This window comes from Phycisphaerales bacterium (genome assembly GCA_020852515.1).
Classification (GTDB): domain Bacteria; phylum Planctomycetota; class Phycisphaerae; order Phycisphaerales; family UBA5793; genus UBA5793.
Map to the genome: position 1 here is coordinate 136,921 of JADZAS010000025.1, position 22,752 is coordinate 159,672.

General features: G+C 64.4%; 23 protein-coding genes. 5 read left to right on the top strand and 18 right to left on the bottom strand.

The genetic code is table 11. The annotated features are described in order from the left end of the window. Positions 1-42 precede the first annotated feature (42 nt). Together iscU and erpA are read left to right on the top strand one after the other, a co-directional pair. A complete protein-coding gene (gene iscU / locus IT430_16600; GenBank protein ID MCC6909560.1) occupies positions 43-507 on the top strand; it encodes a Fe-S cluster assembly scaffold IscU in 465 nt (154 codons plus the stop codon). A gap of 82 nt (positions 508-589) precedes the next feature. Beyond that, the gene (gene erpA / locus IT430_16605; GenBank protein ID MCC6909561.1) at positions 590-922 is read left to right on the top strand and encodes an iron-sulfur cluster insertion protein ErpA; all 333 of its coding nucleotides are present in this window, start codon (positions 590-592) and stop codon (positions 920-922) included. A gap of 592 nt (positions 923-1,514) precedes the next feature. Here the strand turns inward: erpA and IT430_16610 are convergent. Further along, positions 1,515-1,991 carry a hypothetical protein gene (locus IT430_16610; GenBank protein MCC6909562.1) on the bottom strand — a complete coding sequence of 159 codons (477 nt, stop codon included), beginning with the start codon at positions 1,989-1,991 and terminating at the stop codon, positions 1,515-1,517. A 340-nt stretch (positions 1,992-2,331) separates the two neighbouring features. Further along, the gene (locus tag IT430_16615) at positions 2,332-3,474 is read right to left on the bottom strand and encodes an aminopeptidase P family protein (protein MCC6909563.1); all 1,143 of its coding nucleotides are present in this window, start codon (positions 3,472-3,474) and stop codon (positions 2,332-2,334) included. Positions 3,475-3,707: 233 nt separating this feature from the next. Here IT430_16615 and IT430_16620 point away from each other — a divergent pair, with 233 nt between their 5' ends. After that, the gene (locus IT430_16620; GenBank protein ID MCC6909564.1) at positions 3,708-4,166 is read left to right on the top strand and encodes an STAS domain-containing protein; all 459 of its coding nucleotides are present in this window, start codon (positions 3,708-3,710) and stop codon (positions 4,164-4,166) included. 53 nt (positions 4,167-4,219) lie between these two features. Here the strand turns inward: IT430_16620 and IT430_16625 are convergent, their stop codons facing one another. After that, complete coding sequence (locus IT430_16625) at positions 4,220-4,819, bottom strand: hypothetical protein (GenBank protein ID MCC6909565.1); 600 nt, start codon at positions 4,817-4,819, stop codon at positions 4,220-4,222. A gap of 118 nt (positions 4,820-4,937) precedes the next feature. After that, complete coding sequence (locus IT430_16630; GenBank protein MCC6909566.1) at positions 4,938-6,167, bottom strand: rhomboid family intramembrane serine protease; 1,230 nt, start codon at positions 6,165-6,167, stop codon at positions 4,938-4,940. A 205-nt stretch (positions 6,168-6,372) separates the two neighbouring features. Here IT430_16630 and IT430_16635 point away from each other — a divergent pair, with 205 nt between their 5' ends. After that, complete coding sequence (locus IT430_16635; protein MCC6909567.1) at positions 6,373-7,521, top strand: citrate synthase; 1,149 nt, start codon at positions 6,373-6,375, stop codon at positions 7,519-7,521. Between the two features lie 1,223 nt (positions 7,522-8,744). Further along, positions 8,745-9,275 carry a hypothetical protein gene (locus IT430_16640; GenBank protein MCC6909568.1) on the top strand — a complete coding sequence of 177 codons (531 nt, stop codon included), beginning with the start codon at positions 8,745-8,747 and terminating at the stop codon, positions 9,273-9,275. On the opposite strand, the gene IT430_16645 is transcribed toward IT430_16640, so the two are convergent. The 14 genes from IT430_16645 to IT430_16710 form a co-directional block, all read right to left on the bottom strand. Further along, on the bottom strand, positions 9,268-10,002 hold the full coding sequence (locus tag IT430_16645; protein MCC6909569.1) for a prolipoprotein diacylglyceryl transferase: 735 nt from the start codon (positions 10,000-10,002) through the stop codon (positions 9,268-9,270). The genes IT430_16640 and IT430_16645 overlap by 8 nt on opposite strands. Further along, positions 9,999-11,378 carry a radical SAM protein gene (locus IT430_16650; protein ID MCC6909570.1) on the bottom strand — a complete coding sequence of 460 codons (1,380 nt, stop codon included), beginning with the start codon at positions 11,376-11,378 and terminating at the stop codon, positions 9,999-10,001. Before IT430_16650 ends, IT430_16645 begins: the two co-directional genes overlap by 4 nt. After that, positions 11,375-11,857: a hypothetical protein gene (locus IT430_16655; protein MCC6909571.1), complete on the bottom strand. Its 483-nt coding sequence runs from the start codon at positions 11,855-11,857 to the stop codon at positions 11,375-11,377. The genes IT430_16650 and IT430_16655 overlap by 4 nt, the downstream gene beginning before the upstream one ends. Before the next feature lie 176 nt (positions 11,858-12,033). Continuing rightward, positions 12,034-12,504 (bottom strand): redoxin domain-containing protein, encoded by a 471-nt coding sequence (locus IT430_16660; GenBank protein ID MCC6909572.1) that lies wholly within the window; start codon positions 12,502-12,504, stop codon positions 12,034-12,036. Positions 12,505-12,675: 171 nt separating this feature from the next. Then, positions 12,676-13,596 (bottom strand): hypothetical protein, encoded by a 921-nt coding sequence (locus tag IT430_16665; protein MCC6909573.1) that lies wholly within the window; start codon positions 13,594-13,596, stop codon positions 12,676-12,678. A 298-nt stretch (positions 13,597-13,894) separates the two neighbouring features. Then, positions 13,895-14,809, bottom strand: a complete 915-nt coding sequence (locus tag IT430_16670) for a hypothetical protein (protein MCC6909574.1) — start codon at positions 14,807-14,809, stop codon at positions 13,895-13,897. A gap of 255 nt (positions 14,810-15,064) precedes the next feature. Beyond that, entirely contained in the window at positions 15,065-15,868 is an 804-nt protein-coding gene (locus IT430_16675) for a sulfite exporter TauE/SafE family protein (protein MCC6909575.1), read from the bottom strand. Next, the gene (locus tag IT430_16680; GenBank protein MCC6909576.1) at positions 15,865-18,075 is read right to left on the bottom strand and encodes a heavy metal translocating P-type ATPase; all 2,211 of its coding nucleotides are present in this window, start codon (positions 18,073-18,075) and stop codon (positions 15,865-15,867) included. Before IT430_16680 ends, IT430_16675 begins: the two co-directional genes overlap by 4 nt. Before the next feature lie 28 nt (positions 18,076-18,103). Further along, a complete protein-coding gene (locus tag IT430_16685; protein MCC6909577.1) occupies positions 18,104-18,244 on the bottom strand; it encodes a hypothetical protein in 141 nt (46 codons plus the stop codon). Next, positions 18,241-18,579: a cbb3-type cytochrome oxidase assembly protein gene (locus tag IT430_16690; protein MCC6909578.1), complete on the bottom strand. Its 339-nt coding sequence runs from the start codon at positions 18,577-18,579 to the stop codon at positions 18,241-18,243. The genes IT430_16685 and IT430_16690 overlap by 4 nt, the downstream gene beginning before the upstream one ends. Beyond that, on the bottom strand, positions 18,579-19,364 hold the full coding sequence (locus IT430_16695; GenBank protein MCC6909579.1) for a cbb3-type cytochrome c oxidase subunit II: 786 nt from the start codon (positions 19,362-19,364) through the stop codon (positions 18,579-18,581). Before IT430_16695 ends, IT430_16690 begins: the two co-directional genes overlap by 1 nt. Further along, positions 19,365-20,822, bottom strand: a complete 1,458-nt coding sequence (locus IT430_16700) for a cbb3-type cytochrome c oxidase subunit I (GenBank protein ID MCC6909580.1) — start codon at positions 20,820-20,822, stop codon at positions 19,365-19,367. A gap of 42 nt (positions 20,823-20,864) precedes the next feature. Next, entirely contained in the window at positions 20,865-21,971 is a 1,107-nt protein-coding gene (locus IT430_16705) for a cytochrome c (GenBank protein MCC6909581.1), read from the bottom strand. 50 nt (positions 21,972-22,021) lie between these two features. Continuing rightward, the gene (locus tag IT430_16710; GenBank protein ID MCC6909582.1) at positions 22,022-22,687 is read right to left on the bottom strand and encodes a hypothetical protein; all 666 of its coding nucleotides are present in this window, start codon (positions 22,685-22,687) and stop codon (positions 22,022-22,024) included. Between the last annotated feature and the right edge of the window lie 65 nt (positions 22,688-22,752).

Sequence of the window (22,752 nt, forward strand, 5' to 3'; positions counted from 1 at the left end):
AAGCCCGGGCATAGTCATGCCTGGGCGTTGAAAGGCAAGCACATGGCATACAGCGACAAAGTCATCCGGCACTACGAACAGCCCAGTAACGTGGGCTCGTTCGGCACCACCTCTGATGTCAAGAAGAAGAAGGACATCGGCGTGGGCATCGTCGGCGCGCCTGAGTGCGGCGACGTCATGCAACTGCAGATCAAGGTCAACGACAAGGGCGTCATCGAGGACGCGAAGTTCAAGACCTTCGGCTGCGGCTCGGCCATCGCGTGTTCGAGCCTCGCTACCGAGTGGCTCAAAGGCAAGACGCTCGATGAGGGCGTGGCGATCAAGAACACCGAACTCGTGCAGGAACTCAGCCTGCCACCGGTGAAGATTCACTGCTCGGTGCTCGCCGAAGACGCGATCCGGGCCGCGGTGAGCGACTACAAGAAGAAGAACGGCCTCGAGCCGGCCGACGACGACCACCAGCACGGCAAGATCGAGGCGATCGCCTGCAAGACGAACGCGAACTGATTCAAGCACGTATAATGGACGACGACGCCGCGGCTCCGAGCGACGGACCGCTCCACCAGGGCAAATCTCAAGGGTCAATGACATGGGCATTCAACTCAGCGAAAAGGCCGCACGCGAAATCAAGACCATCATCGAGCAGCAGGAACTCGACGCCGAGAAGATCCGCCTGCGCGTGGGCGTCAAGGGCGGCGGCTGCTCAGGCTTTTCCTATGTCCTCGATCTCACCGAGAACGAGCGCGACACGGATGAAGTCGTCGAGCAGCACGGGGTGCGCATCGTCTGCGACCCCAAGAGCCTGATCTACCTCGACAACACGACGATTGACTTCAAGGACGAGATCATGGGCCGCGGGTTTGTCTTCAACAACCCCAACGCAACCAGCAGCTGCGGCTGCGGCAGTTCGTTCAGCGCGTAAAAGGCGCTGGCCACGAAGAGGCACAGAAGGCTCAATGAAGTGAATCAACGCCCACCCTCCGCCGAGGGTGGGTTTTTGTTAGCGGCGCGGCACGGCCTCGCGCGTTGCTGCGCGGCCAGTGCAGTTTCGAGCGCGTGTGGCCGGCGCGCCACGTTCGCCATCATCATCACCGATGAGTATCCGGCACGTCGCGGATCGCTCGCTCGAACCACTCTAAGAAGCTCCTCGCCTTCGGTTCGAGGCGATCATCCTCCGGCGCATCGTGGCGCCAGCGGAAGATCGGCCAGCCTCGACACACTCGAATCGCCGCAACGACTGAATGAGGTTGTGAACGGGCGGCTCGCTGAACATGGGTGAGGGTCCGATTTCGACCTCGGGGAGCACAGAATGTAGCACGGGCGCAGCGTTTGGTCAGCGTCGCGCCGCTGGCGCGCTGCCCGACAAGTAACGCCTTGACGCCTCCGCCGCCCCTCTGGGGCGGAATGAATCTCAACTCACCCATCCACGGGTTCCGCTCGCCGGGCTGCGCCCGCGCTTCGCTCCACCCGTGGCTACACTCGCGCGCCCCTCCGGGGAGAAGGGAGCCGGGCGCTTATATCGACATCAAGATCAACACCCACAATACTCGGTTTAGAAACCAACCCGCCGCAGAGGCCAGCAGTACAAACCCCACGGCCAGCCACAACAGCAGGGGAATTCGCTTCTGCGTCAAAAGAATGGCGCCCAACAGCAACGCACCGACGCCGACGCACTGCCAGATTCGCATGAACGATTCTGCCACCTCATGGGGCATCTGGCCCGTCCACTCTGTTTGCTCAAGTAGCACGGCATTCGAGATCAACAGCGAAAAGACAACGACTGGACAAGCCGCGGCAAGCGCGATGCGGCATTTGGTCCAGGTGGCCTTTGACCGGAGCAACTTGAAACGAATGCTCGTCGAGCATTCGGGGCATCGGGTGCCCTCAACAAGCCCTCTGACGTTGTAGCCACAATTCTGGCAATAAAGATCGACATCGATCGGAAACGGATGGCGGCCTGACGGGGGAGAGTTTGAGGAAGATGCTGGCATCTGCGTTCTACCAGACTCTAGTCCGAAACGCCGCACTCGTATTCGACCCCGAAGGGGTCGCGGACTGTAGCCACGGGCGCAGCGATGCGCCAGCATCGCGAAACCCGTGGAACGTGTGCCTTCGATCATCAGCACCCCGGCAGGGGTGCCGGAGGGGTTCGACCCGCGATTTGACGCATCTCGCGCTTTCCCCAACAGAACGACGCCTCGCCCGCCTCCGCCGCCCCTCCGGGGCGGAATGAGCCTCAACTCAACTATCCACGGGTTCCGCTCGCGGGGCTGCGCCCGCTTCGCTCCACCCGTGGCTACACTCGCGCGCCCCTCCGGGGCGAAGCCAAAGTTATCCCCACCACAACCCCTCCGGCAACGAATTCAGATTCTCACACCCGTCCGGCCTCGCGATCACCATGTCCTCCACGCGCACGCCGCCGATCGCCTTGCAGTACAGCCCCGGCTCGATCGTCAGCGCATCGCCATCCACCAGTTCGCCGCACAGCAGGTCGAGAATCGGCGGCTCGTGGCATTCGAGGCCAATGCCGTGGCCCGTGCCGTGCGGGTAGAAGATGAGGTCGTCGGGCGCATCATCGGGCGGCATGCCGATGTGATACTTCTCGCGCGTGAACACGTCGAGCACTGCCTGGTGCACGACAGCGCCGCTGCGGCCCGCGCGACAGGCTTCGATCGCCCGAAGTTTCGCCTCCACGACGTGGCCGTGCATCATCGACAGCGTCGGGTGCGGCGCGCCGCGGCAGATGGTGCGCGTGCAGTCGCCCCAGTAGCGGCTCTTGCCGCTCATGGGAAACACGTCGATGATGATCGGCTCGTTGAGGCGCAGCACGCCCTCGCCGCGGTGATGGCAGTCGGCGCCGACTTTCCCCGGCGCCACGATGCAGTCGTTCGGATTCGACAGGCCGCGCTGCAGCAGGAAGATGATGATCATCGACCGCAGCCGATCAGCCGTGAGCGCTGCGCCATCGTGCTGGAGCACGCCATCGACGACGTCCGCGCGCGCGATGGTCTCGTAGGCATGGCGGATCGCCGCTTCGGTGTGCTGCTGCGCTTCGCGCAGCTGCTGCACTTCCCAGTTGTCCTTCATTCGCCGATCGACGCGGCCGAGATCGGGATCGAACTGCACCTTGACGCCGCGCCGGCCGAGCACATCGACGAACAGCAGCGGCAGCAGGTAATCGCCCCGAATCTCGGCCACGCCCTCGCGGCTGAGCAGTTCCGCCGCGGCCTGGGCGAAGGAGGTGTCGCGGTCGCTGGCCAGCCCGCCCGCCGGGGCGAGGTCTTCCGGGCACCAGATGTGCCGAGCCCGACCTGCCTGGCGGGCCCGGGGCAGTTCGATGTTGCGGACGATCAGGTGCGTGTTGCCGCCGCCCAGATCGAGAAAGACGGTCATGTCGCCACAGAGGAAGCGGATTCGGTGGTAGACGCCGGGGAAACGGTCGGGATACCCGGCGAGAATGAATGGCGTGGCCATGAGTTACTCCAAAGGGTTCAGCGCCGCGGACAAACGGCAAGGTACGATAAGCCGTCTCGGGGCCCTTCCCACTCCCACCGGCCGTCAAACTAGCCGGACTTTTCATACGATACCGGACTCGGGTCAGCCTCTTTGCGGGATCAGCCTTGAAAGCCGCCCAAGGTGATGCACAATACCCTTGACGTGGGCGAGGCATTCGCCGCGACGACGAGACGTTGGAAAGCGAGCAACGGATGCTGAAGTGGCTCAAGGCATGGAGGGACCGGGCCCCGCAGTTTGTGCGGCGGGAGCCGGTGTTCCGCGCGCTGCCCGACATGACCACCGACGCCCACATCCGCGCGCTTGTCCGCTGGGGCGAGAACGCCCTCGAGCAGGGCTACAAGGTGCTCGTGCTCGATCTGTCGGACGCCACCAGTGTGGACAGCGGTCTGGTCGCGGGTATCATCCTGCTCAGTCGCCGCGCGCGGCCGATGCGGGCCACGCTCAAACTCGTGGGCTACTCCGAGCAGTTCGAATCGCTCATGAAGATCTACAAGGTGTGGACGCCCCTGGCTCAGTCCGGCGTCATTCTCCAGCCCAAAGAACACGAGCCTGGCGAGCACGTCGCTCCATCGTCCGCTCAGGCCCGGCCAGGCTCATCTGAACTGCCCGCCGCCAAGACCGACCGCGTCCGCCCGCACCCTGCGGTGTGACGGCGCGCTTGCGGCGATTCGGAATGGTGATAACTCGTCGCTCGCGATTTGGCTCATCCGGCCGCCGCTCGGGCCTTGGCTGAATGTCGCTCGCCGAGCCATTGCCGCAATTCAACGGGCGCGCGGGCCGCATCTGACGCATCGACGACGAGATGTTCATGCGGACGTTCGATCGAGCGCGCAAAGCGCAGCCACTGCTCGTAGCGGCCGTGGATGTAGTCGTCGTCGCGGTACCGCGCACGGATGGTCCTCATGCGGCGGTTTCGCATCCACCAGTGGACCGGCGCAGAGACCCCAGTGGATTCTCCGGTGGCGCGCCGGGCGCACTTGAACGCCGCGTGTCGGCGCAACAGGTCGGCATCGCCCCACATCGTGCACAGGCAGAGTTGCGGCGAAGTCAGCGCCACCACGAGCCCCGGATCCTCGCCAAAGGATCGCACCCGCCACTCCATGAGCGGGCGAAGAATATCGTAGTGAAGCACCAGTCCGTGCGCGTCTGCGGCAGCGGCCATGCGCGCGCTGCGGCGCGCGGTCAGGTATACCCAGCGCTCCGGATCGCCCAGCTGCAGCGCAGCGGCGAGGGCGGGCAGTTCACCATGGCGCAGCCGGTCGATGAGCGTGGATTTTCCCACGCACGACGGACCGGCGATCACGATGGCTCGATCCAGCGGCGACAAAGGCAGACTCCCGTCCAGTGGTACGGGTAAATCGGATCATTTCCGGTTTAACACTACTCCGCCGCACGATTGGAAGTGGCGGAATTCCCGGGAGTTATGAGGACTTCTCCACCTCGGCGAGCAGTTCGTGAGCCAGATCCCGGTCAGGACCGGCGGCAAGGTGCTCGATCGCTTGCTGGAGCGGCTGTTTCGCCTCCTGGGGCCGATCGAGGTATCTTGCCAGCGCCAGGCCCATGAGCAGCCGCAGCCGGCCGCTCGGATCGCTCGTGGGATACTGCCTCAGCAGCGCGCGGTAGGCTTCGACGGCGGCGGCGTAATCCTGCCGGCTGTAGAGGTGGTTGGCGACGTCGAGTTGAGCGGGAGCGCCGAGCACGAAGCCCGGCCAGCGCTGTGTCGCCTCCAGGTACTGCCTGGCCGCTGCGTCCAGATCGCCGGCGATCGCCAGATCGGCGACTCTCTGCCGCGCTTCGAGCTGCGCCTGTTCTTCAGGCGGCGCGGCTGGCGCGGGGCTCGAGTCTTTGCGCGGCTTGTCGTTCCCTTGCCGAAAGGGGCTCTTGCCTCCGGTGCGCCGCCCGGCCCATGGGTCGTAGCCGCGATCTGTGACGGACCGGAACTGCCGCCGCCGATTCCACTGGTTGATCATGCTCAGCAGGTCGTAGGGGTCGCGCGGCACGAGCCGCAGCCAGAGCAGCGACATTCCCAGCGCAAAGCCGAACGCGTTGCCGCCGAGGTGGGCGAAGTACGCTACGTTGCCGCCGCCGCTCAGGGCCCGCCAGATGTCAACGGCGATGCTGAAGCCGATGAACCAGAGACTCGGGATCTCGTAGACCGAGATGATGAGAAACAGCCAGATGACTTTGATCCGCGTTTGGGGAAACAGCGCCAGGAAGATACCGGTGATCGCCGAAACCGAGCCGCTCGCCCCGAGCACCGCCGCGTCGGACGTCAGGCAGTGCATCAGCCCGGCCGCCACGCCGCCGGCGAGGTAGAAGCACAGGTAGCCCAGGTGCCCGATCTTGTCCTCGATGGCGTTGCCGAACACCCACAGGAAGAGCATGTTGAAGGCGATGTGGCTTATGCCATGCGGGTCGTGGAGGAACTGGTAGGTGATGAACTGCCAGAGGTGCGGGGCCAGCACCGCCTGAGAGCCATCCGGCAACTGGTACCAGGCGACCTTGGGAAGCAGCCGCAGGTGCTCGGCGGTGAACATGAGCACCTGGTCCGAGGCGGCGACGGCCAGGGCGATGAGGACGTTGACGACGATGATCGTCACGTTGATCACCGGTGTGCGGCGGATCGGTCTGTCGGTGCTCAATGGGATCATGCGCTGGCCCGCCTGGCGCGGTGACTTCCTCGATCAAAAGACCCTGATCTTCGTCCAGGGGCCCGAAAAAGCCACCTCTTGCTCCGCTGCAGCGTTTGTTTCGCTTGCGGGCCATCGCGGCCGGTCATAGTATCCCTTCCCGATCCTCAACACTTTTTTGATCGGGCGTTCGTCGGCTGAAACTCATTCCGGACAGGGAGTTGCCATGACCACCGCTACTGCACCATCCACTGCGTCAAAAGGCCTCGAGGGCGTCGTTGCCGCCGAGACGAAGATGTCCTTCATCGACGGCGCCAAGGGCATTCTCGAGTATGTCGGCATTCCCATCGCGGCGCTGGCTGAAAACTCGACGTTCGAAGAGACCGTGTACCTGCTGTGGAATGGCCGGTTGCCCAGCCGCACCGAACTCGACGGCTTTGTCAGCGAGATTCGCGCCCAGTACGCGCTGCCTCAGCAGCTCATCGACATCATCACGTCATTCCCTAAAACCGCCGAGCCCATGCACGTGCTCCGCACCGGCGTGAGCGCTCTTTCGCTGTGGGATGCCAAGCCTGACTCCATCGAACCCGACGACGTGCACACCAAGGGCATCTCGATGATGGCCAAGATGCCGGCCATCCTCACCACGTTCGACCGCTACCGACAGGGCAAGCCGATCGTCGCGCCCGACGCCTCGCTTTCGTTCGCCGCCAACCTGATGTACATGCTCAACGGCGAGAAGCCGACGCGGACGATGGAGCGGGCCCTGGATGCCTGCCTGATCCTCCATACAGACCACGGCCTGAACGCATCGACGTTCACCGCCCGCGTCATCGCCTCGACGCTCAGCGACGTGTACTCGGCCATCAGCGGCGCCATCGGCGCGTTGCGCGGGCCGCTGCACGGCGGCGCCAACGAGGGCGTCATGCACATGCTCAACGAGATCGGCACGCTCGAGAATGTCGAGCCGTTCATCCGTCACAAACTCGAGACCAAGGACAAGATCATGGGCTTCGGCCACCGCGTGTACAAGACCCGCGACCCGCGCGCCATGTTCCTCAAGAACTTCAGCAAGAAGCTCGCCGAGCAGACCGGGAACTCGAATCTCTACGAGATGAGCCGCCGCATCGAAGACATCATGGAGCAGGCCGTCGCGGCGCGCGGCATCTATCCCAACGTGGACTTCTACTCCGCGACGACGTACCACTGCATCGGGCTGAAACTCGATCTTTTCACGCCGATGTTCGCGATCTCACGCATCGGCGGCTGGCTCGGACACGTGATCGAACAGCAGGACGGCAACCGGCTCATCCGACCCAAGGCCGACTACATCGGCCCGCACGAACAGCCGTACATCCCCATCGACGAGCGCTGAGCCGGCGCGTCGTCGTGTGTGGCCCGCCCTCGCGCCTCGCGTGGTTATGCGAAATCGCGCTGCGCCCTCGCATCTCCCCTCGCGCCCCGCGCCCACCCCCTTGGGCTCGCGCCTGACCCTTGCGCCATCGCGTCATTGCCACGCCGCGCGTGCATAGCCCCCTGCCGGGGACGTTGCGACGCACTCGGCTCAGTGCCGTGCGGTCGCTGCCATCCGCATTAGAAGCATAGTCGGCCCCGCCTCACCTCATTCACCTCCAAGCGCCGTGGTTGATCCCGCGTGCGCTCTATGCTCGATCGCGAGAATCGCAGGCGCGAATTGGAGAGGGAGTTCCCGCCGACGGCGAGACGTCCGCGCCACACTCGGGGCACCTGTCACTCTTCAGGCCGTACAAGCGATATCCACAGGCGGCGCACTTTCCTTGAACGCGGCGAATTCGACCGCGCGACCAAGAGAGCATTCCGAGCAAACCCCACCAGGCTGCCGCATAGACGAGAACATTGGAAAGCAGCCCCTTCCAGAGAGGCCAGCAAGGAAGAGACTGATCGAAGAACCTCGATGAGAGGGAGATTGCCCCGCCAATTTCGTCGGGCTCTGCTTTGAAGGACAGCATCTCGGCTCGGAATGCGAGCCAGGGCCAGCCGCGAGCCACGACTTCCTTTTCCCACGGGCCCGACTCCTCGGCGCGCGAGAACTCCATGGGGGCCCACGCTGGAAGCCGCTCGGCAAACGCGCGCCACTCCGTGCCGTCTTTGTCCAGCACAGGAGGATCATTGCGATAGTCGCTGAACCACAGAGGCGGATGCCGTTGGCGAAACGCCGATAGCAGGCACGATCCTGTGGCATGGTAGTGCGAAACAACCCAGCGCCATTTCAGATCAGGAACTATGGGAGAAGTCGCCTGCTCAAAGGGCAAGCCTTGCATCGGGATGCAGACGGCCAGCCCCCACGCGACAAGCCATGTCGTCACGCCCGCGAGCGCTACACTGAGCAGGATCCGCCTACGCACTCCGTCCGCTCCTTCTATCCGCTGGTAATCCCAACGCTTGGAGCGCTGTGTGCTCTCCCGGACTACATCCTAATGCTACATGAAAAGCGCCGGCGTGGAGAATTGACCCGATGGGCCTTCCATCCACAGCAAAAGCATAGCAGCCCGCATGCCTAACTTCATTGCTCTGAGGGCACCGCAGCCTGCTACCCTGTCCGCAAGGAGGATCCCGGCCATGCCGCGCAAGAAGACTGAACAGAGCCCATCGACGCTCCGCTGGATCCCGGCCAAGGGTCTCAAGCGGGCCTATGAACTTCGCGATGCCGGCGAGACGCTCGGCTCCATCCGCTGGCGCGGACTGTTCGGCTCCATCGCCGAAGCACAGTACGGCGATCAGCGCTGGACCTTCAAGCGCGGCGGCTTCCTGCGCCCCCGCGTCACCGTGCGCGAAGCATCATCCGAAACTGATCTCGCAGTTCTCGAATTCGGCTGGAACGCCAGCGGCGTGCTCACGACCAGCGACGGCGCGCGGTACCGCTGGCAGCGCGCGGGCTTCTGGTCGCGGCGCTTCGTCTTCACCGATGACCAGGGCCTCGAACTCATCGGCTTCGAAACGGCCTTCGGAATCGTCCGCCGCACCGGCAACGTGCAGGTCCACGGCCAGGCCCGGAAGATGCGCGACTTCGGACTGCTCGTGACGCTCGGATGGTACGTGCTCATGCTGATCACCGACGACGAATCGAGCGCAGGCGCCGCGGTCATCTGACGCTGCTGACCATGGGCCGCTTCGCCGACGCCTCGCGTGTTTCCTTCGCGCGCCGCACGAACCGCTCGATCCCAAAGACGGCGATCGCCAGCGCAATCACTTGATACGCGCTGAAGGGCGTCTCGCCGATTCGCGCCGTGTCGCGCGCGATTTCTTCCACAAACCGGAACAAGCCGTAGGCGATCAGGTACACGTGAAACTGGTTGCCGCGCAGCCACCTGAACCGCCGCGCCGCGAGAGCCCACGTGAAGAATGTGGCGTTGAACGCGATCTCCAGCGGCACGACCGGCCAGCGCGACAGATCCGCGCTGTCGTTGAGCGACCACCAGTGCTCGGCGCATAAAGCGCCCTGGCAGCAGCCTTCGATCCAGCAGCCCAGGCGACCGAGCATCAATCCGATCGGCACGATGAGGGCAAACGCATCGCCGGTCGCCTGGCGATAACCAGTGCGCCACTTGACGAACTCCACTGCGGCGTAGCCGCCGAGCAGGCCGCCGGTGATGCTCCTGCCCGTAAGCAGCGCAAGCCAGTTGTCGCGGTAATGCCATCCTTCAGCGAGCAGAAAGGCCAGTTTGGCGCCGATGATCGCGCCGAGCAATGCGGCGATGTAAATGATCGTCAGCCGCGGATCCCGCCGGCGCTGCTGCCCGGTGATGCGGCTCCACAGCCACGCTCCGAGCACAATGCCGGCGATCATGAGCACGCTGTACGCGCCGCCAAAGGTCATCGCAATGCACTCGCCGCGCCCGCCGCCTCCGCCGCCCGGCCCCCGCTGAGGTAGTACCGGCAGAACGAATCGAGTCTGCCGTCGCGCCGGATCACGTGCGTACAGCAGCGGTCGATCCGATCCTGGTCGAACGTCCACGCATCCATGAACGGCTTGATGAAGATGCGAAACGGCTGATCGGGTCCGATCTCGAGTTGCTTGAGCACAGCGCCCAGCGGCTCGCTCTCGCAGCCGCATTGCGCGAGATCTTCGAGCCGGTAGTCGAGCCGATTGGACAGGAATCCCTGAAGCGATGCGAGGTCGATGAACCGGCTCAGGCCGACCGGCCCGCTGTCGGTGCGGATCAGGTAACTCATCGTGTGGCAGTTCGGATCGCCGCACGGCAGGGGGGTGAAGTCTTCGATCGTCAACTGCCCCGCGCTCTGGCTGACGAGATCGACGATGACATCGCCGACGGAGATCGGTTCGTGGGCGTGACCCGCCATCGGCAGCGACGTCTCGACGGCCGGCACGCGACCGGAGCCGAACATGGGCTGGAGCGTGATGCCCCGGCAGTGTGGCCGCTCGAGCCCGAATCGCAGCGCCTCGCCCAGATGCCGTCGCGTCTGCTCGGTGACGACCATTCCCAGCGTGGTCGGGACGCCGGCCCGGCCCGCCAGGTCGATCGCCTGCTCGCGCAGGGCTCGCAGATCGGCCCCGCGCAGCTCGACCTGCCCGGCCTGCTGGGTTCCGTCGAACTGCAGGTACAACTCGAACTTGCGGTGCAGTTGTCGCAGGCGACCGAGTTGTTCGCGAAATGCCCCGTCGCGCGCGATGCGCACGCCGTTGGTATTGATGAGAACGTAGCCGATGTCGCCGCGCTGCAGAGCCCACTCAAGCAGCCGGAAGAACTCCGGGTGAATGGTCGGTTCGCCGCCTGAGAGTTGCAGGATGTCGATGAAACCTTTGCGTGTGAGCACCTGCTCGACACAACGCACGTACTCGTCGAAGCTGATGCACTCGATGCGTTCATCGACGCCCAGGGGTGAGGCCGCAAAGCACGTCGGACACGTCAGATTGCACGTATCGACAATCTCAATGAGTGCGACGCAGGTGGACAGCACGTCGAATGGATCCGTCGCGGCCCGCGCGGCGCCGGCTTCTGCCGATGCGCATCCGCAGCCGGAGCCGCACGCGCCGCGCGAGTCGTAGTAGAACCGCGCATCGCGGGCGAGGAGTGTTTCGAAATCGCCGTGGATCTCGCAGCGTTTGGTCATGAACACACCGCCGCCGCGCTCGAATACACTGGCGTCGATCTCTGCCAGGCACACGGGGCAGCGGCTTCGCGTGGTCTTGATCGGTTGTGCGCCGTTCAGAATGGAGAGCGAAACGCTCATGCGCCCGTCATCACCACCCAGACACAACCGCCGAACACCAGGAACGGCCACAGGATCGACAGCACGCCAAGCGTGACCATCAGGCGGCGGTTCTGCTCAGCGCGCGGGCCCAAGTTGATGTCCTGACGGTTGAGCAGCCTGAACTGGATCGGGACATTGAAGATGCACGCCAGGAACGAGGCGCCAAGGAGAATCAGAGACAACGGCAGGACAAAGTTGCCGTCGCCCACGCCCGTCATTGGCACGACCGTGAAGAGCAGGTAAAGCGCCATCGGCCAGCCGAAGCGCAGCACCAGGTTCAGCGTCATCGGCGCCGGCTCTTTCGCCACCGAGAGCGGGTCGTATTCCTCACCGCACTCAGGACACGCGCCATCCTGGGGGAGCCCGGAGAGCCGATAGCCGCATTTGATGCAGTACGCTCGCTCGCCAAGCGTCGCCGGTTTCACGCCAGGATTTGCCGATTGCGGCTGCTCACTCACGCACAAGCATATCTCACGTCATGATGATGAGACACGCCCCGAGCAGCAGAAACGGCACGAGAGACGCCGAGGACACCACGCCGGGCAGCATGATCCCCATCATTGCGCAAGAAAAGCCCCGGCCGCGCGCCGGGGCTCGCTGGAAATCGGATGGTGCGGCCACTTCGCCGCGCGATTCACGCCGCGGTCTGCACGGCCTTCTGCACTTCGTCGTAGTTCGGCTCGATGCCTGGGTTCTCGGCGACCCATGAGTACGCAACCTTGCCGTTGCGGTCGATGACGAACGCGCTGCGCATCGCGACGTTCTTGAGGCCGATGAGATCTTCCATGAGCACGCCGTACGCCTTTGCCGCTTCGCGGTTGAAGTCGCTGAGAAGGGCGAACGGGAGCTTGTTCTCCTCGGCAAACTTCTTGTTCACGAACGGGCTGTCCACGCTGACGCCGTAGATCTTGGCGTTGAGCCCGCTCCACTTGCTCCAGTTGTCGCGCATGGTGCAGAGTTCCTTGGTGCACACGCCGGAGAACGCGAGCGGGAAGAAGAGCAGGACGATCTTGTTCTTGCCGATCTCATCGCCGAGATCAATCCACTGCTTGGGTTCGGGTGAGAGTTTGACCGCTACGGCCTTATCGCCGACCTTAAGTGCCATGATGTGCTCTCCATGTTGATGGTTCAGGTGTGAATGCAAGGGTATGTCGCGGCGATGCGCCGGGCACACGGGCATTCGAGCATTCGGTGATAGGCTCTAGAGGCAAAGAAAAAGCATCGCGGCGCCCGCACGGGCGCCGCGATCCGATGCAATGGCATGTTCGTTGGGCGCTTATTCTGCCCGCGCCACGTTGCTCGTCGTGCACGATGCCACGTCGAGCAATTGGAAGTACCCGCCGCACACGCCCGAGCCGACGTTGGCATTGAGCGTGCGACCGCCGTTGCTGTCCGAGTTGCCCTGGAAGGCGATCTGGATCTGGTTCGAGCCGAGGCCCAGCTGCGTCCCAGCGCACGGGTAACCGTTGGGGATGCGGAAGCTGCCCGTGTTGCGCGCGTAGATCAACGCCGCGGTGCGGCTGGGTGTCGCGCCGGTCCAGGAGATCATGATGGGACCTCCTCCTGGGCAGGTGGCGTTCACGGTGAGGCTTGGTCCGCCGCCTGGCGTGACCTCGAGGTAGAACAGTTCACTGTGATACCAGCCGTCGCGCTGCACATCGCGCCCCACGAGCGCGAACAGGAGCAGGTAGTATCCGGGCGGCGTGGCGGCATCAACCTGAATGTCGTAGGTGACCTGGGTCGGGTCGCTGGTGCCCCAGTCGTAGCCGTCGTATTCGCCGTCGGCGCGGACGAAGTAGGTCGGCCAGTTGGCGCCGCGGAAGACGAGCCAGGCCGGGTCGTCGTCATAGACGAGCGTGCCGCCCTGTGTCACTTCCTCGTCGTCGAAGCCGATGATCTGGAACGCGTAGTTCTCGGTGCCGTCGATGGCGCGCATGCTCATGCCCACGCTGCCACCAGCCGGCGCGGAGTAGTACTTGAGTTCGCCCTGGTCGGGCACGCCCTGGCGCTCAACAGGATCGACCAGCCCGGTGTAGTCGAGCAGTTCCATGCGGTCGTTGACGATCGTGGAGTGGCAGAAGTAGCAGTTGCCATCCACGCCGGTGCCGAACGCCGGGTAGGCCCAGGCGCTGCCGGCCGCCGAGAGAACAGCCAGGCAGAGTGTGAGCAGTCCGATACGCAGTTGCGCAAGGTTCATTTCTCTCTCCTCATCAGGATTACCGGCCTCGTCGGCCGCACATCCGCTCGAACGGCCCCCCCGATCCACCGGCAGTTTAGGGTACACCAGGAATGTGCCGCAGGCGGAAAAAACTCGCACAAACCAGCGAAGAAAGCGCAGATGTTTCGTATCTCATCGCACGCCGGCGGCCTGGCGCTGTGGCGCGTGCCCCGCGCAAAAAGCCGCGACGCCAGTGAGGCGTCGCGGCGCTTCGTCGCAGGATGTCAGGCGCCCTGACGGCCACTTGGGCGTGTCGCCGGGCTCTTTGAACGCGAGGTTATTGCGCCTGGACCACGTTGCTCGTCGCGCACGTTCCGCCGTCAACGAGCTGGAAATAGCCTCCGCAGACTCCAGGGCCCGCATTCGCGTTGAGAGTACGGCTGCCGTTATTGCCGGCCGGCCCCTGGAACGCCAATTGCAGCTGATTCGGCCCGAGGCCGAGCCGGGTGCCGGGACAGGGGCTGCCGCTGGGGATCACGAAGTTGCCCGTGGTGCGGGCGTAGACGAGGCCGACTTGGCCACCGGGCGTCGCTCCGGACCACGAGATGACGATCGCTCCGCCCGACGGGCAGGTGGCGTCCACCGTCAGCGTCGGGCCGGTGCTTCCCGTGACTTCGAGGTAGAAGAGTTCGTCCTGATACCACTCGCCGTTCTGCTTGCCGGCCAGCGCATAGCGCATCAGGTAGTACCCGGGCGTCGCCGACTGATCGACTTGGATGTTGTAGGTGACGCTGGTCGGATCGCCGGTGCCCCAGTCGTATCCGTTGCGGCCACCGTCTGCGCGGCAGAAGTAGGTCTTGAAACTGCCGCGATATGCGAGCCAGGCGGGGTCGTCGGTGTACACGAGTGTCCCGCCGTGCGTCACATCGGTCGCGTCGAAACCGGTGATCTGAAACGCGTACTGGTTGGCGCCGTTGATGGCTCGGATGGTCATGCCGACGTTGCCGCCGGGCGCTACGGAGTAGAACTTGAGCGAACCCTGATCGGGGACGCCCTGCATCTCGACCGGATCGACCGTGCCGGCGAAGTTGAGCAGTTCCATGCGTCCAGTCTGGATGCTCGTGTGACAGGAGAAGCAGTCGCCGTTCGTGCCCACGGCGAGATCCGGGAACGCGAGCACCGGCGAGGTCGCCGCCGAGACAAACATGAGACCGAGAAGGGAAAGGCCATAGAGGTATCGCTGAGACGCCATTGTCAACTCCTTTTGTAGAAATGGGTCTGTCGTCATCGCGCGGCGCCTGAGGCGTGCACCGTCGTGTGGGACTGAGCACAAAGTAACTCATTTTTCAATGGTGGTCAATAAAAACGAATGCGATGCGCGAGCAATCAGGGAAGCGGCCCTGATCATCTCTGCAAGTGGCAAAAATTTCCGCGCAAGGCTGTCAGTGTTCGCAACTCGTTGCGGGGATGAGTCGGGGCGCGAGCCGCTGAGCTGATGCACGCTGCGTCAACGTTGATCGGACGCTTCGACACCCGCTGGCGCATCACTGCAGAGCGGGCATGCGGCCTCGCTGAGCGGCGCTTCGGCACGCGCCGCGGTCGGCCACGATCGCCAGAGGAAGACTGAGCCGACGACGACCGCCATGAGCATGCCAGCCTGGTGGCCGTGCCGGCGCCACCGGATCGGAATCAGGCGCACGGCCAGCACCACACCGGTCAGCGCCGGCACTGTGCCCAGGCCGAATGCGATCATGCCCAGCGCCGCGGCGAGCGGATCACCCGTCGCGCTGACGGCGGCGAGCATCACGTACACGAGACCGCACGGAATGAACCCCATGACGGCGCCGAGCAGGAATCGTGCGGTAGGAGAACTCTGCTGCGCCAGGCCGCGCAGCAGCGCGGTGATCGCCGAGAGAGAGCGACTCGGGGCGCCCGATTCAAACACGCCGGCGCAACTCGTTACAGGCTTGAAGAGCAGCGCGATGCCAACGACGATGGCAAGCACGCCGGCACCGACTCCAAGCCAGTTCTGGATCTGACCGAGCCACAGGGCCTCGCGCAGCCCGGCGCCGAGTGCGCCGGCGACCGCGCCGAGCAGCGCATAGGTGCTCACGCGGCCGGCGTGGTACCAGAGCAGCTCGCCCGCCGCACGCCGCGTTGTTTGTGAGATGCTTACCCCGTTCACGGTGATCTCGGCGGGCCGCTGGACTCCGGCGATCGCGGTGAGAATCGGGCCGCACATGCCGATGCAGTGCAGGCTGCCCGCGAGCCCCGCAATAAAGAACCCGAGCCAGGTGAGTGCGAGCGTCATGCCGGGTGCACCTTCGGGACTTTCAGAGGCGCGCTGGGGTCGCCTGTCGCGCCAAGCGCAGGACCCCGCCATGTGCGAGGCTCGGCGACAGCGGGATTGGATCGAAGTGTGACGGTTCGGGACGCGATGATGATCGTGATCGCGCTCGAGAGCACCATGGCGATGGCGGCAAACGCCGGGGTGAGCATCCCCAGCGCGGCCAGCGTCAATCCGACGGTGTTGTAAGCGAATGACCAGCACAGCGCCATCGCGATGCGGCGCCGGGCGACACGGCCGGCGCGCAGCAGCAGCGTCAGCCGGTGCAGATCGCCCTCCAGCAGGCTGACCTGCCCTGAAGCGTGGGCCAGGTCGCTGCCCCCCGCGACGGTGATGCCCAAGTCGGCCTCGGCCAGAGCGAGTGCATCGTTGATGCCGTCCCCGGCAAACGCGACCGGCCCGCGAGCTTCAATGCGGCGCTGACGGATTGCCTCTCGCTTGGATTCGGGCGTCTGCAGACTGTGCACCGGCAAGGCGAGAGCCTCGGCGAGTTGGCCTGCGCGGACCGGCGAATCTCCCGTGAGCACTTCGGCTTGAACGTGCATCGCATGCAGTTCATTCAGCACGGCGGCGGACTCGGATCGAATCGACTCGGCAAGCCCGAACCACGCGACGAGTTCATCATCGCGCATGAGCGCGACGGGCAGAAGGCCGTCGAGTTCGGGGGGAGGCTCGATGCATGCAGATCCAGCAGCCGAACCGTTCGCCCCGATGCGGCCGATGAACCAGCGCCGGCCGCCGATGATGCCGCGCACGCCCACGCCGCTGATCGGTTCGAGTTGCGCGACGTCTGGCAGCGAAGCGCAGTCGCACTCGGACCAGGCGCGCGCAATCGGATGCCTGGAGGCTCGCTCAAGCGCCGCGGCGATCAGGATCGGCTCCACCGCCGGGTCGAGGCGGATCGTGCGCTGCACACGGAAATCGCCGGTGGTCAGCGTGCCGGTCTTGTCAAAGAAGATGTGGCGGACGGTGGCGGCGAGTTCGAGCGCGCGGGCGCTGCGCACGACCACGCCATGGCGCGCCAGGTGTGATGCGACTGCGGAAATCACCAGCGGAGCAGTGAGCCCCAGCGCGCATGGGCAGGCGATGAGCGCGACGGCCAGGCCCCGCATCACGCCCTCGACGGGATCGCCATGGCGCACCCACTGGAAAGTCAGCACCCCCAGCGCCAGCACGATGGTTGCCGGGATGAACAGCGAGGCGACGCGGTCGGCAAGGCGCTGAACTGCAGCCGGCTCGCGCTGAAGGTCGTGGAGCTGGCGAATGATCGTCTCGATGCGGCGCTGGGAGGCGCCCGAAGTGGCGCGCACCCAGATGAGGCCATCGAGCACCAGCGAGCCGGCAAACACTGCGGCGCCCGGACCGCCGCGCTGAGGTTCCGATTCCCCCGTCAGCAGCGACGCGTCGATCGTCGCGTGCCCGCGTTCGATTTCCCCGTCGACGGCAATCGCCTGCCCGGCTGCGATGCGCGCGATCTGGCCAGGTCGAACGTTGGCGACGCGGATGGTCTGGTCTCCGGCGGGAGTTTCGATGGTGACTTCATCGGGAACATTGAGCAGCCTTCCCTCGGCGCTGCGCACGGCGGCGGTCTTCATCTTCGCTTCGAGGTACTGGCCGATGGTGACGAGCAGAAGAATCATCGAGGCGGAGTCGAAATAGAGCGGCCCGGCCCCGCGCAGGACGGATGCAGCGCTGACGACGTACGCGGCAAGGGCGCCGCCGGCGATGAGCAGCGCCGCCTGAAGCCTGCCGCGGCGGAGGTCTTCCCAGGCGCCGCGCGCTATGGGTATCCACAGCGTGAGCATGACGCCCGACCCAAGCAGCAGCAAAAGCCAGCGAAACAGGCCTTCGAGTGCCGCATCGGCGCGCGTCGATGTCGCGGCCCCGGCGAGCGCGTCGGCGCCGTAAAAGCAGAACGAGAAGACCATGAGATTCATGCCAAAGAAGATGCCCAGCCCGATGCGCAGCATGGCTGAACTGACGGACTGATCGGCCTCGCGGCTGGCCAGCAGCGCGTGGACGAAGCGGCATCCGCTGCAGCAGAACAGCGGTTCATCGGCGCCGGCGGCGGACCCTCGCCGCGGCAGCAGCGAAGGCGCTACGGGCAGGCCGCAGTGCGCGCATGCACACTCTCCGGGCACGTGCAACGAGCTTTCAGGCGGTAAACTCATCTTCTGAAGTTCGCCCCATCGTCCTCGCTCAGTCCGGCCCGCTGAGCAGCAGGAAGCGCACGAGGTAGATGATCGCAGCCGTGAAGAACGTGATCCACATCAACGTGAGAAACCACGGGAAGTGATATCCCTCGTAGGTATGCGCCAGGTGACGACGGAACACTCTCACTGGCGACCTCCTCGCGCATCGATTTCATCCTGCAGTTCAAGCATGCGATATTTGGCTCGTTCGACGTCTCGGTACTCGCCGCGGTTGAACGACCAGGCGAAGACGCACAGGAACCCTGCTGCGACGGCCAGGTACGAAACCACCGGTACGATCGCAAACGCGGCGGCGCCTCCGTGCGACCATGCGAGCGTGAACTCGATGAGTTTGAAGATGAAGCCTCCCCCGGCCAGCACGATAATGGACCAGACAAAGATCCACACCCAAAGCGGGTTCTTCTGTCTCGCTCGGGGCGCGGCGCGGGAGGTCGGCGGATTTTCAGGGTGTTCGGTGCGCATCAATAGTCCTCTTCACTGCTGCCGTAGGGATCTTCTTCGGCGTAGGGATCGCCATCTTCGCCCGGCTGCACTTCCGGCGGCACGTAGGGTGGGTACCAGGATTCGTCGAAGTGAATCCGGGGCAGGTCTTCGTATTCACTTGGTGCAAACTGGGTGTGCCACGATCCAAGCCACTGCAGATAGGTCACCATTCCCAGGCCGCGCGCGTTGGGCACCTTGCCCTGATCGTCATCAAAGAACCAGGTGTAAGGCGGCATGACCGAGTACGGGGAGGTTTCGCGCGGGTTCCACAGGTGCGCGAGATGCCAGTCGTTGCTGTGCCGCCCTGAACTGCGAATGAGGTCCGGCCCGACGCGGCGGGTGCCGAACAGGTGCGGATAGTTCATCGCGTTGTGGTACTCGTCGGCTTCAGATTCCAGGCGCGTGTCGGGGGCCCAGCGACTCACGTCGTGACCGACTTCGGTCCCGTCGTTTGGATCGATGCGGCGAATCTGCTGCGTGTGGCAGTGCCAGCAGGCTTCGGCGATGTAGGCCTGCCTGCCGGCCTCGAGCGCCTCCTTGAACGCTTCCGCGGTCGGCTCCGTCGTGCCGAAGGCCTTTTCGAACGCTTCGGGATAGTCGCGGGCGAGTTCATCGAACTGGTAGGGGATGTTCGTGGCGATCTGATCCATGCTGACCACGTCGATGCCCTGGTACTGCGCCAGCGGCAGGGCGCCCATGATGACGAACGCGAGCGTGAAGAACAGAATGCCTGCAACGATGAAAATGAAATTGAATCGTTCCATTTAGCCATTCACTCCCGTTGGGGCGGCCTCGGGGAATTGCCCGGCGTACACGGTGTCCACGTGATCCTGCCGGGAGACAAACGACATGAGCATGTTCACCGCGAGGCAGACAAAGCCGACGAGGATCATCCAGCCTGAGATCATGCGGAAGAACCAGCCGATTTCGGAGTAGCGGATCGACTCCTCCCACGGCCGCAGGCTGTCCCAGAGCAGCCCCTGCACCACGCCGATGATGGTGAGATCGGTGAACATGAGCGCGACGCCCAGCGTCCAGAGCCAGAAGTGCCAGAGGTTGAGGCGGCGCGACCACCACTCGCGGCCGGTGAGTTTGGGCCAGAGGTGCTCGATGACGCCGGCTATCCAGAATGAGAAGACGCCGAACATGACCAGGTGCGAATGGCCGACAACCCAGTCGGTGAAGTGAATGACCTTTTGCATCGTGAGCGTCGTCTGGAACGCGCACTGGAAGCAGGTGATGAAGTAGCACGTCATGCCGACCATGAACCAGCGCAGCGCGATCGACTCTCTCAGGCGATACCACTCGCCGCGCATCGTCAGGACGAAGTTGATCACGACCGTGGTGACGACGATCTCGACGGCGATGGTCGAGATCACCGCGCCGTACTGCGCGAACATCGGAATCGGCGACCAGAGGAAGTGGTGCACGCCGTTGAGCGGATAGAAGAACGCCAGACCCCAGAAGCCGACCAGGCTGATCGCGTGCGAGTAAATCGGCTTGCGGGAGATCACGGGGACGAAGAAGTACATGAGTCCCCAGCCCATCGGCGTGACGAACAGGCCGACCAGGTCATGGATGTACAGCCCCACGAGCGCCGCGCCGCCCGTGCCGGGCACGAGCGTCTGGGGCAGGTAGTTGCCCATAATGTAGACCAGCGGCGTCCAGACGAACGCGGCCGTGAAGTACCACAGCGTCACGTACATCGACTTCTCGCGCGAGCGGATAATCGACCACGTGAAGTTGATGACGACCAGCGCGACGCCGACGACGACGAGATGATCAGACCAGAAGGGCGTTTCGCCCCATTCGATCGCCTGCGCTTGGCCGGTGAGAATCCCCCACATGGCGGCCGCCACGATGGCGTTCCACGCGATCCAGATGAGCTTGGACAGCGCGTGGCTGAGGACGGGTTCACCAGTGAGGCGCGGCACGACCCAGTGCAGCATGCCGATGAACGCGTTGGTCAGAAAGCCGTACGCCATGAGGTTCGTGTGCATCATCCGGATGCGACCGGCACTGAGCACCTCGATGCCTTCGTGCGGGTAGAGCCGCAGGAAAACGAACGAGTAGAGCAGGCCGGCGACGATGCCCACGCCGATCCACGCGACCGCTGCAATGAAGTGGAGTTTGGCCGAAGTCGTGTCAACCAGAACGCGCGTCTCGCCGCGACTGGTGACGACGGTGGGTCGGATGAGTGGAGTTGTCGCTGTCTGGGTCATGCGGCTGTATTCCGTCGAGAAAGATGCATGGATGCCGGCAGTTCAGTTGCCGTTCGAACCGCTCTTGTCCGGTGTCGTCGTTTCTTGTGCGGGTGCAGTTTCCGTTCCGCCGTCGGCCGGCGGCTGTGCCGCGGACTCTTCGGCGTCGGCGCGTCGGCGCTCCGGCCAGATCGCTGCGCTGTGCTCACCGACCGGCTTGCTCTGTTCGCGCAGCCAGAGCGTGTATGCCACCAGATCCCACGCGCGTTCGTCGCTGTATTGCTCGTAGCGTTCGGGCGCGGTCATCGACCACTGCTCGACTTCCGCCTGGGTCGGCAGTGAATCGACATAGGGCGCGATGAGCGCCTGCTCTTCGGGCACGAGCGAACCGAACACGGCCGGCTTGAGGTCGCGAGTCACCAGGCCCAGCGTGCTCGATTGGTAATTGGGCATCGGCGTCACGCCCGTGCGAAAGGTGCGGTAGATGTCCATGGGCGTGGCGCCGCCCTTGGGCGCGCCGCGGTGGTAGTTGTACGGACGCACCGGGTTGTTCCAGTCGTCGCGCAGGGCGAACGCGCTGGCCCCATCGCCGCGCCCGGTCATACCGTGGCAGTGCTGACAGCCCATGCCGACGTACGCATAGCGGCCGCGCCAAACGCGCTCTTCCGTCAGCAGGTTGTCCGGGGCGGCGCTGGGCAGAATGACGCGCTGGCGATTCTGAATCTCCGTCTTCCACTTCGGCGAGTAAAGTTTGATGAAGGCGATAACCGCGCTGCGCTCGCGCTCGGGCATGAATTCGAATGCGGGCATCGAGCTGCCCTTGAGCCCCAGCTTGATCGTGCGGTGCAGGTCTTCGTCGAGGGGCAATTGCCCGTTGGGAGTCGAGCGGAACTTGAACACCCCGGTGGTGAAATTGCGCGGCGCGATGGTCAGCCGGTCGGCGGCCGGGCCGGCGCCGTCACCCTTGATGCCGTGGCAACCCACGCAGTTGCGCGAATAAACGGCGAATCCCAGCTTGAGGTCCGGCGACTCGAGCACGGCATCTCGAATCTCCGAGGGCAATTCGTCCATGGTGGCGATCGTCTCGGTCGGTCGCGTGTCGCGCGAGCAACCGATGATCGCCGCACACGCAAGCGAGCAAACACTCAGCAAAGCCAACGGTTTGGTCATGATCTGCATCCGGATTGAGCGGGCATTGAAGGTCGGCGCCGGGCGGTCCATCACTCTTCCTCAGCTTGTCCGCGGCGCGCCGGATCCACCCACGGCGCCAGCACGCGGGCCCGATCGAAGCGGCCCCACGATGAGAAGAGGAAGTAAGACATCGAGAACACGAGATGGGTTGACAACCCGACGTACCACGGCGTCTCGTCCGCGATCCAGTTGCCGCCGAACGCGGCCGGCTGAATCCACGGCAGGAGCACCAGGAAGTTCAGCGCCCACAGCCCCGCGCCGAACGCGGCGCAGATCAGCGCCCGCACCATCGCGCCGGTGCGGCTGAAGAAGCCCTGCAGAATAAACTGAAGCAGGATGCCAAAGAGAGCGCCGGTCGCGAGGTAGAGGACTGAGCCGGCAAAGAGCAACAGCCCGCGGTTTGGTCCGGGCTCCAGGTCCAGCGCCTCTTCGCCCATGCCGAACGTGAGATACACCTGGATGATGCGCAGCGGATGCTTGTCGGGCAGCATGAGCGTGGCGCCGAGCACGTTCCACAGCAGGCTGACGGCGGCTGAAACGCCGCCGATTGTGATGCCCGCCATGATGTGGTACAGCGTGTAGAACCCGCTCGGCCTCCAGTCGTGCGCGACAGCGCTGTCGATCTGATCGCGCAGGCGATGCGCTTGAGCCACGTGAAAGTCAAGTTCGCGGAGCAGGTCGTCGCGTTCATTCATGAACGGCAGCCTCCGGTGCGGCATCGGTTGAGCGTGTGCTGTGGATTGGTCTACCAGCCTCGCAG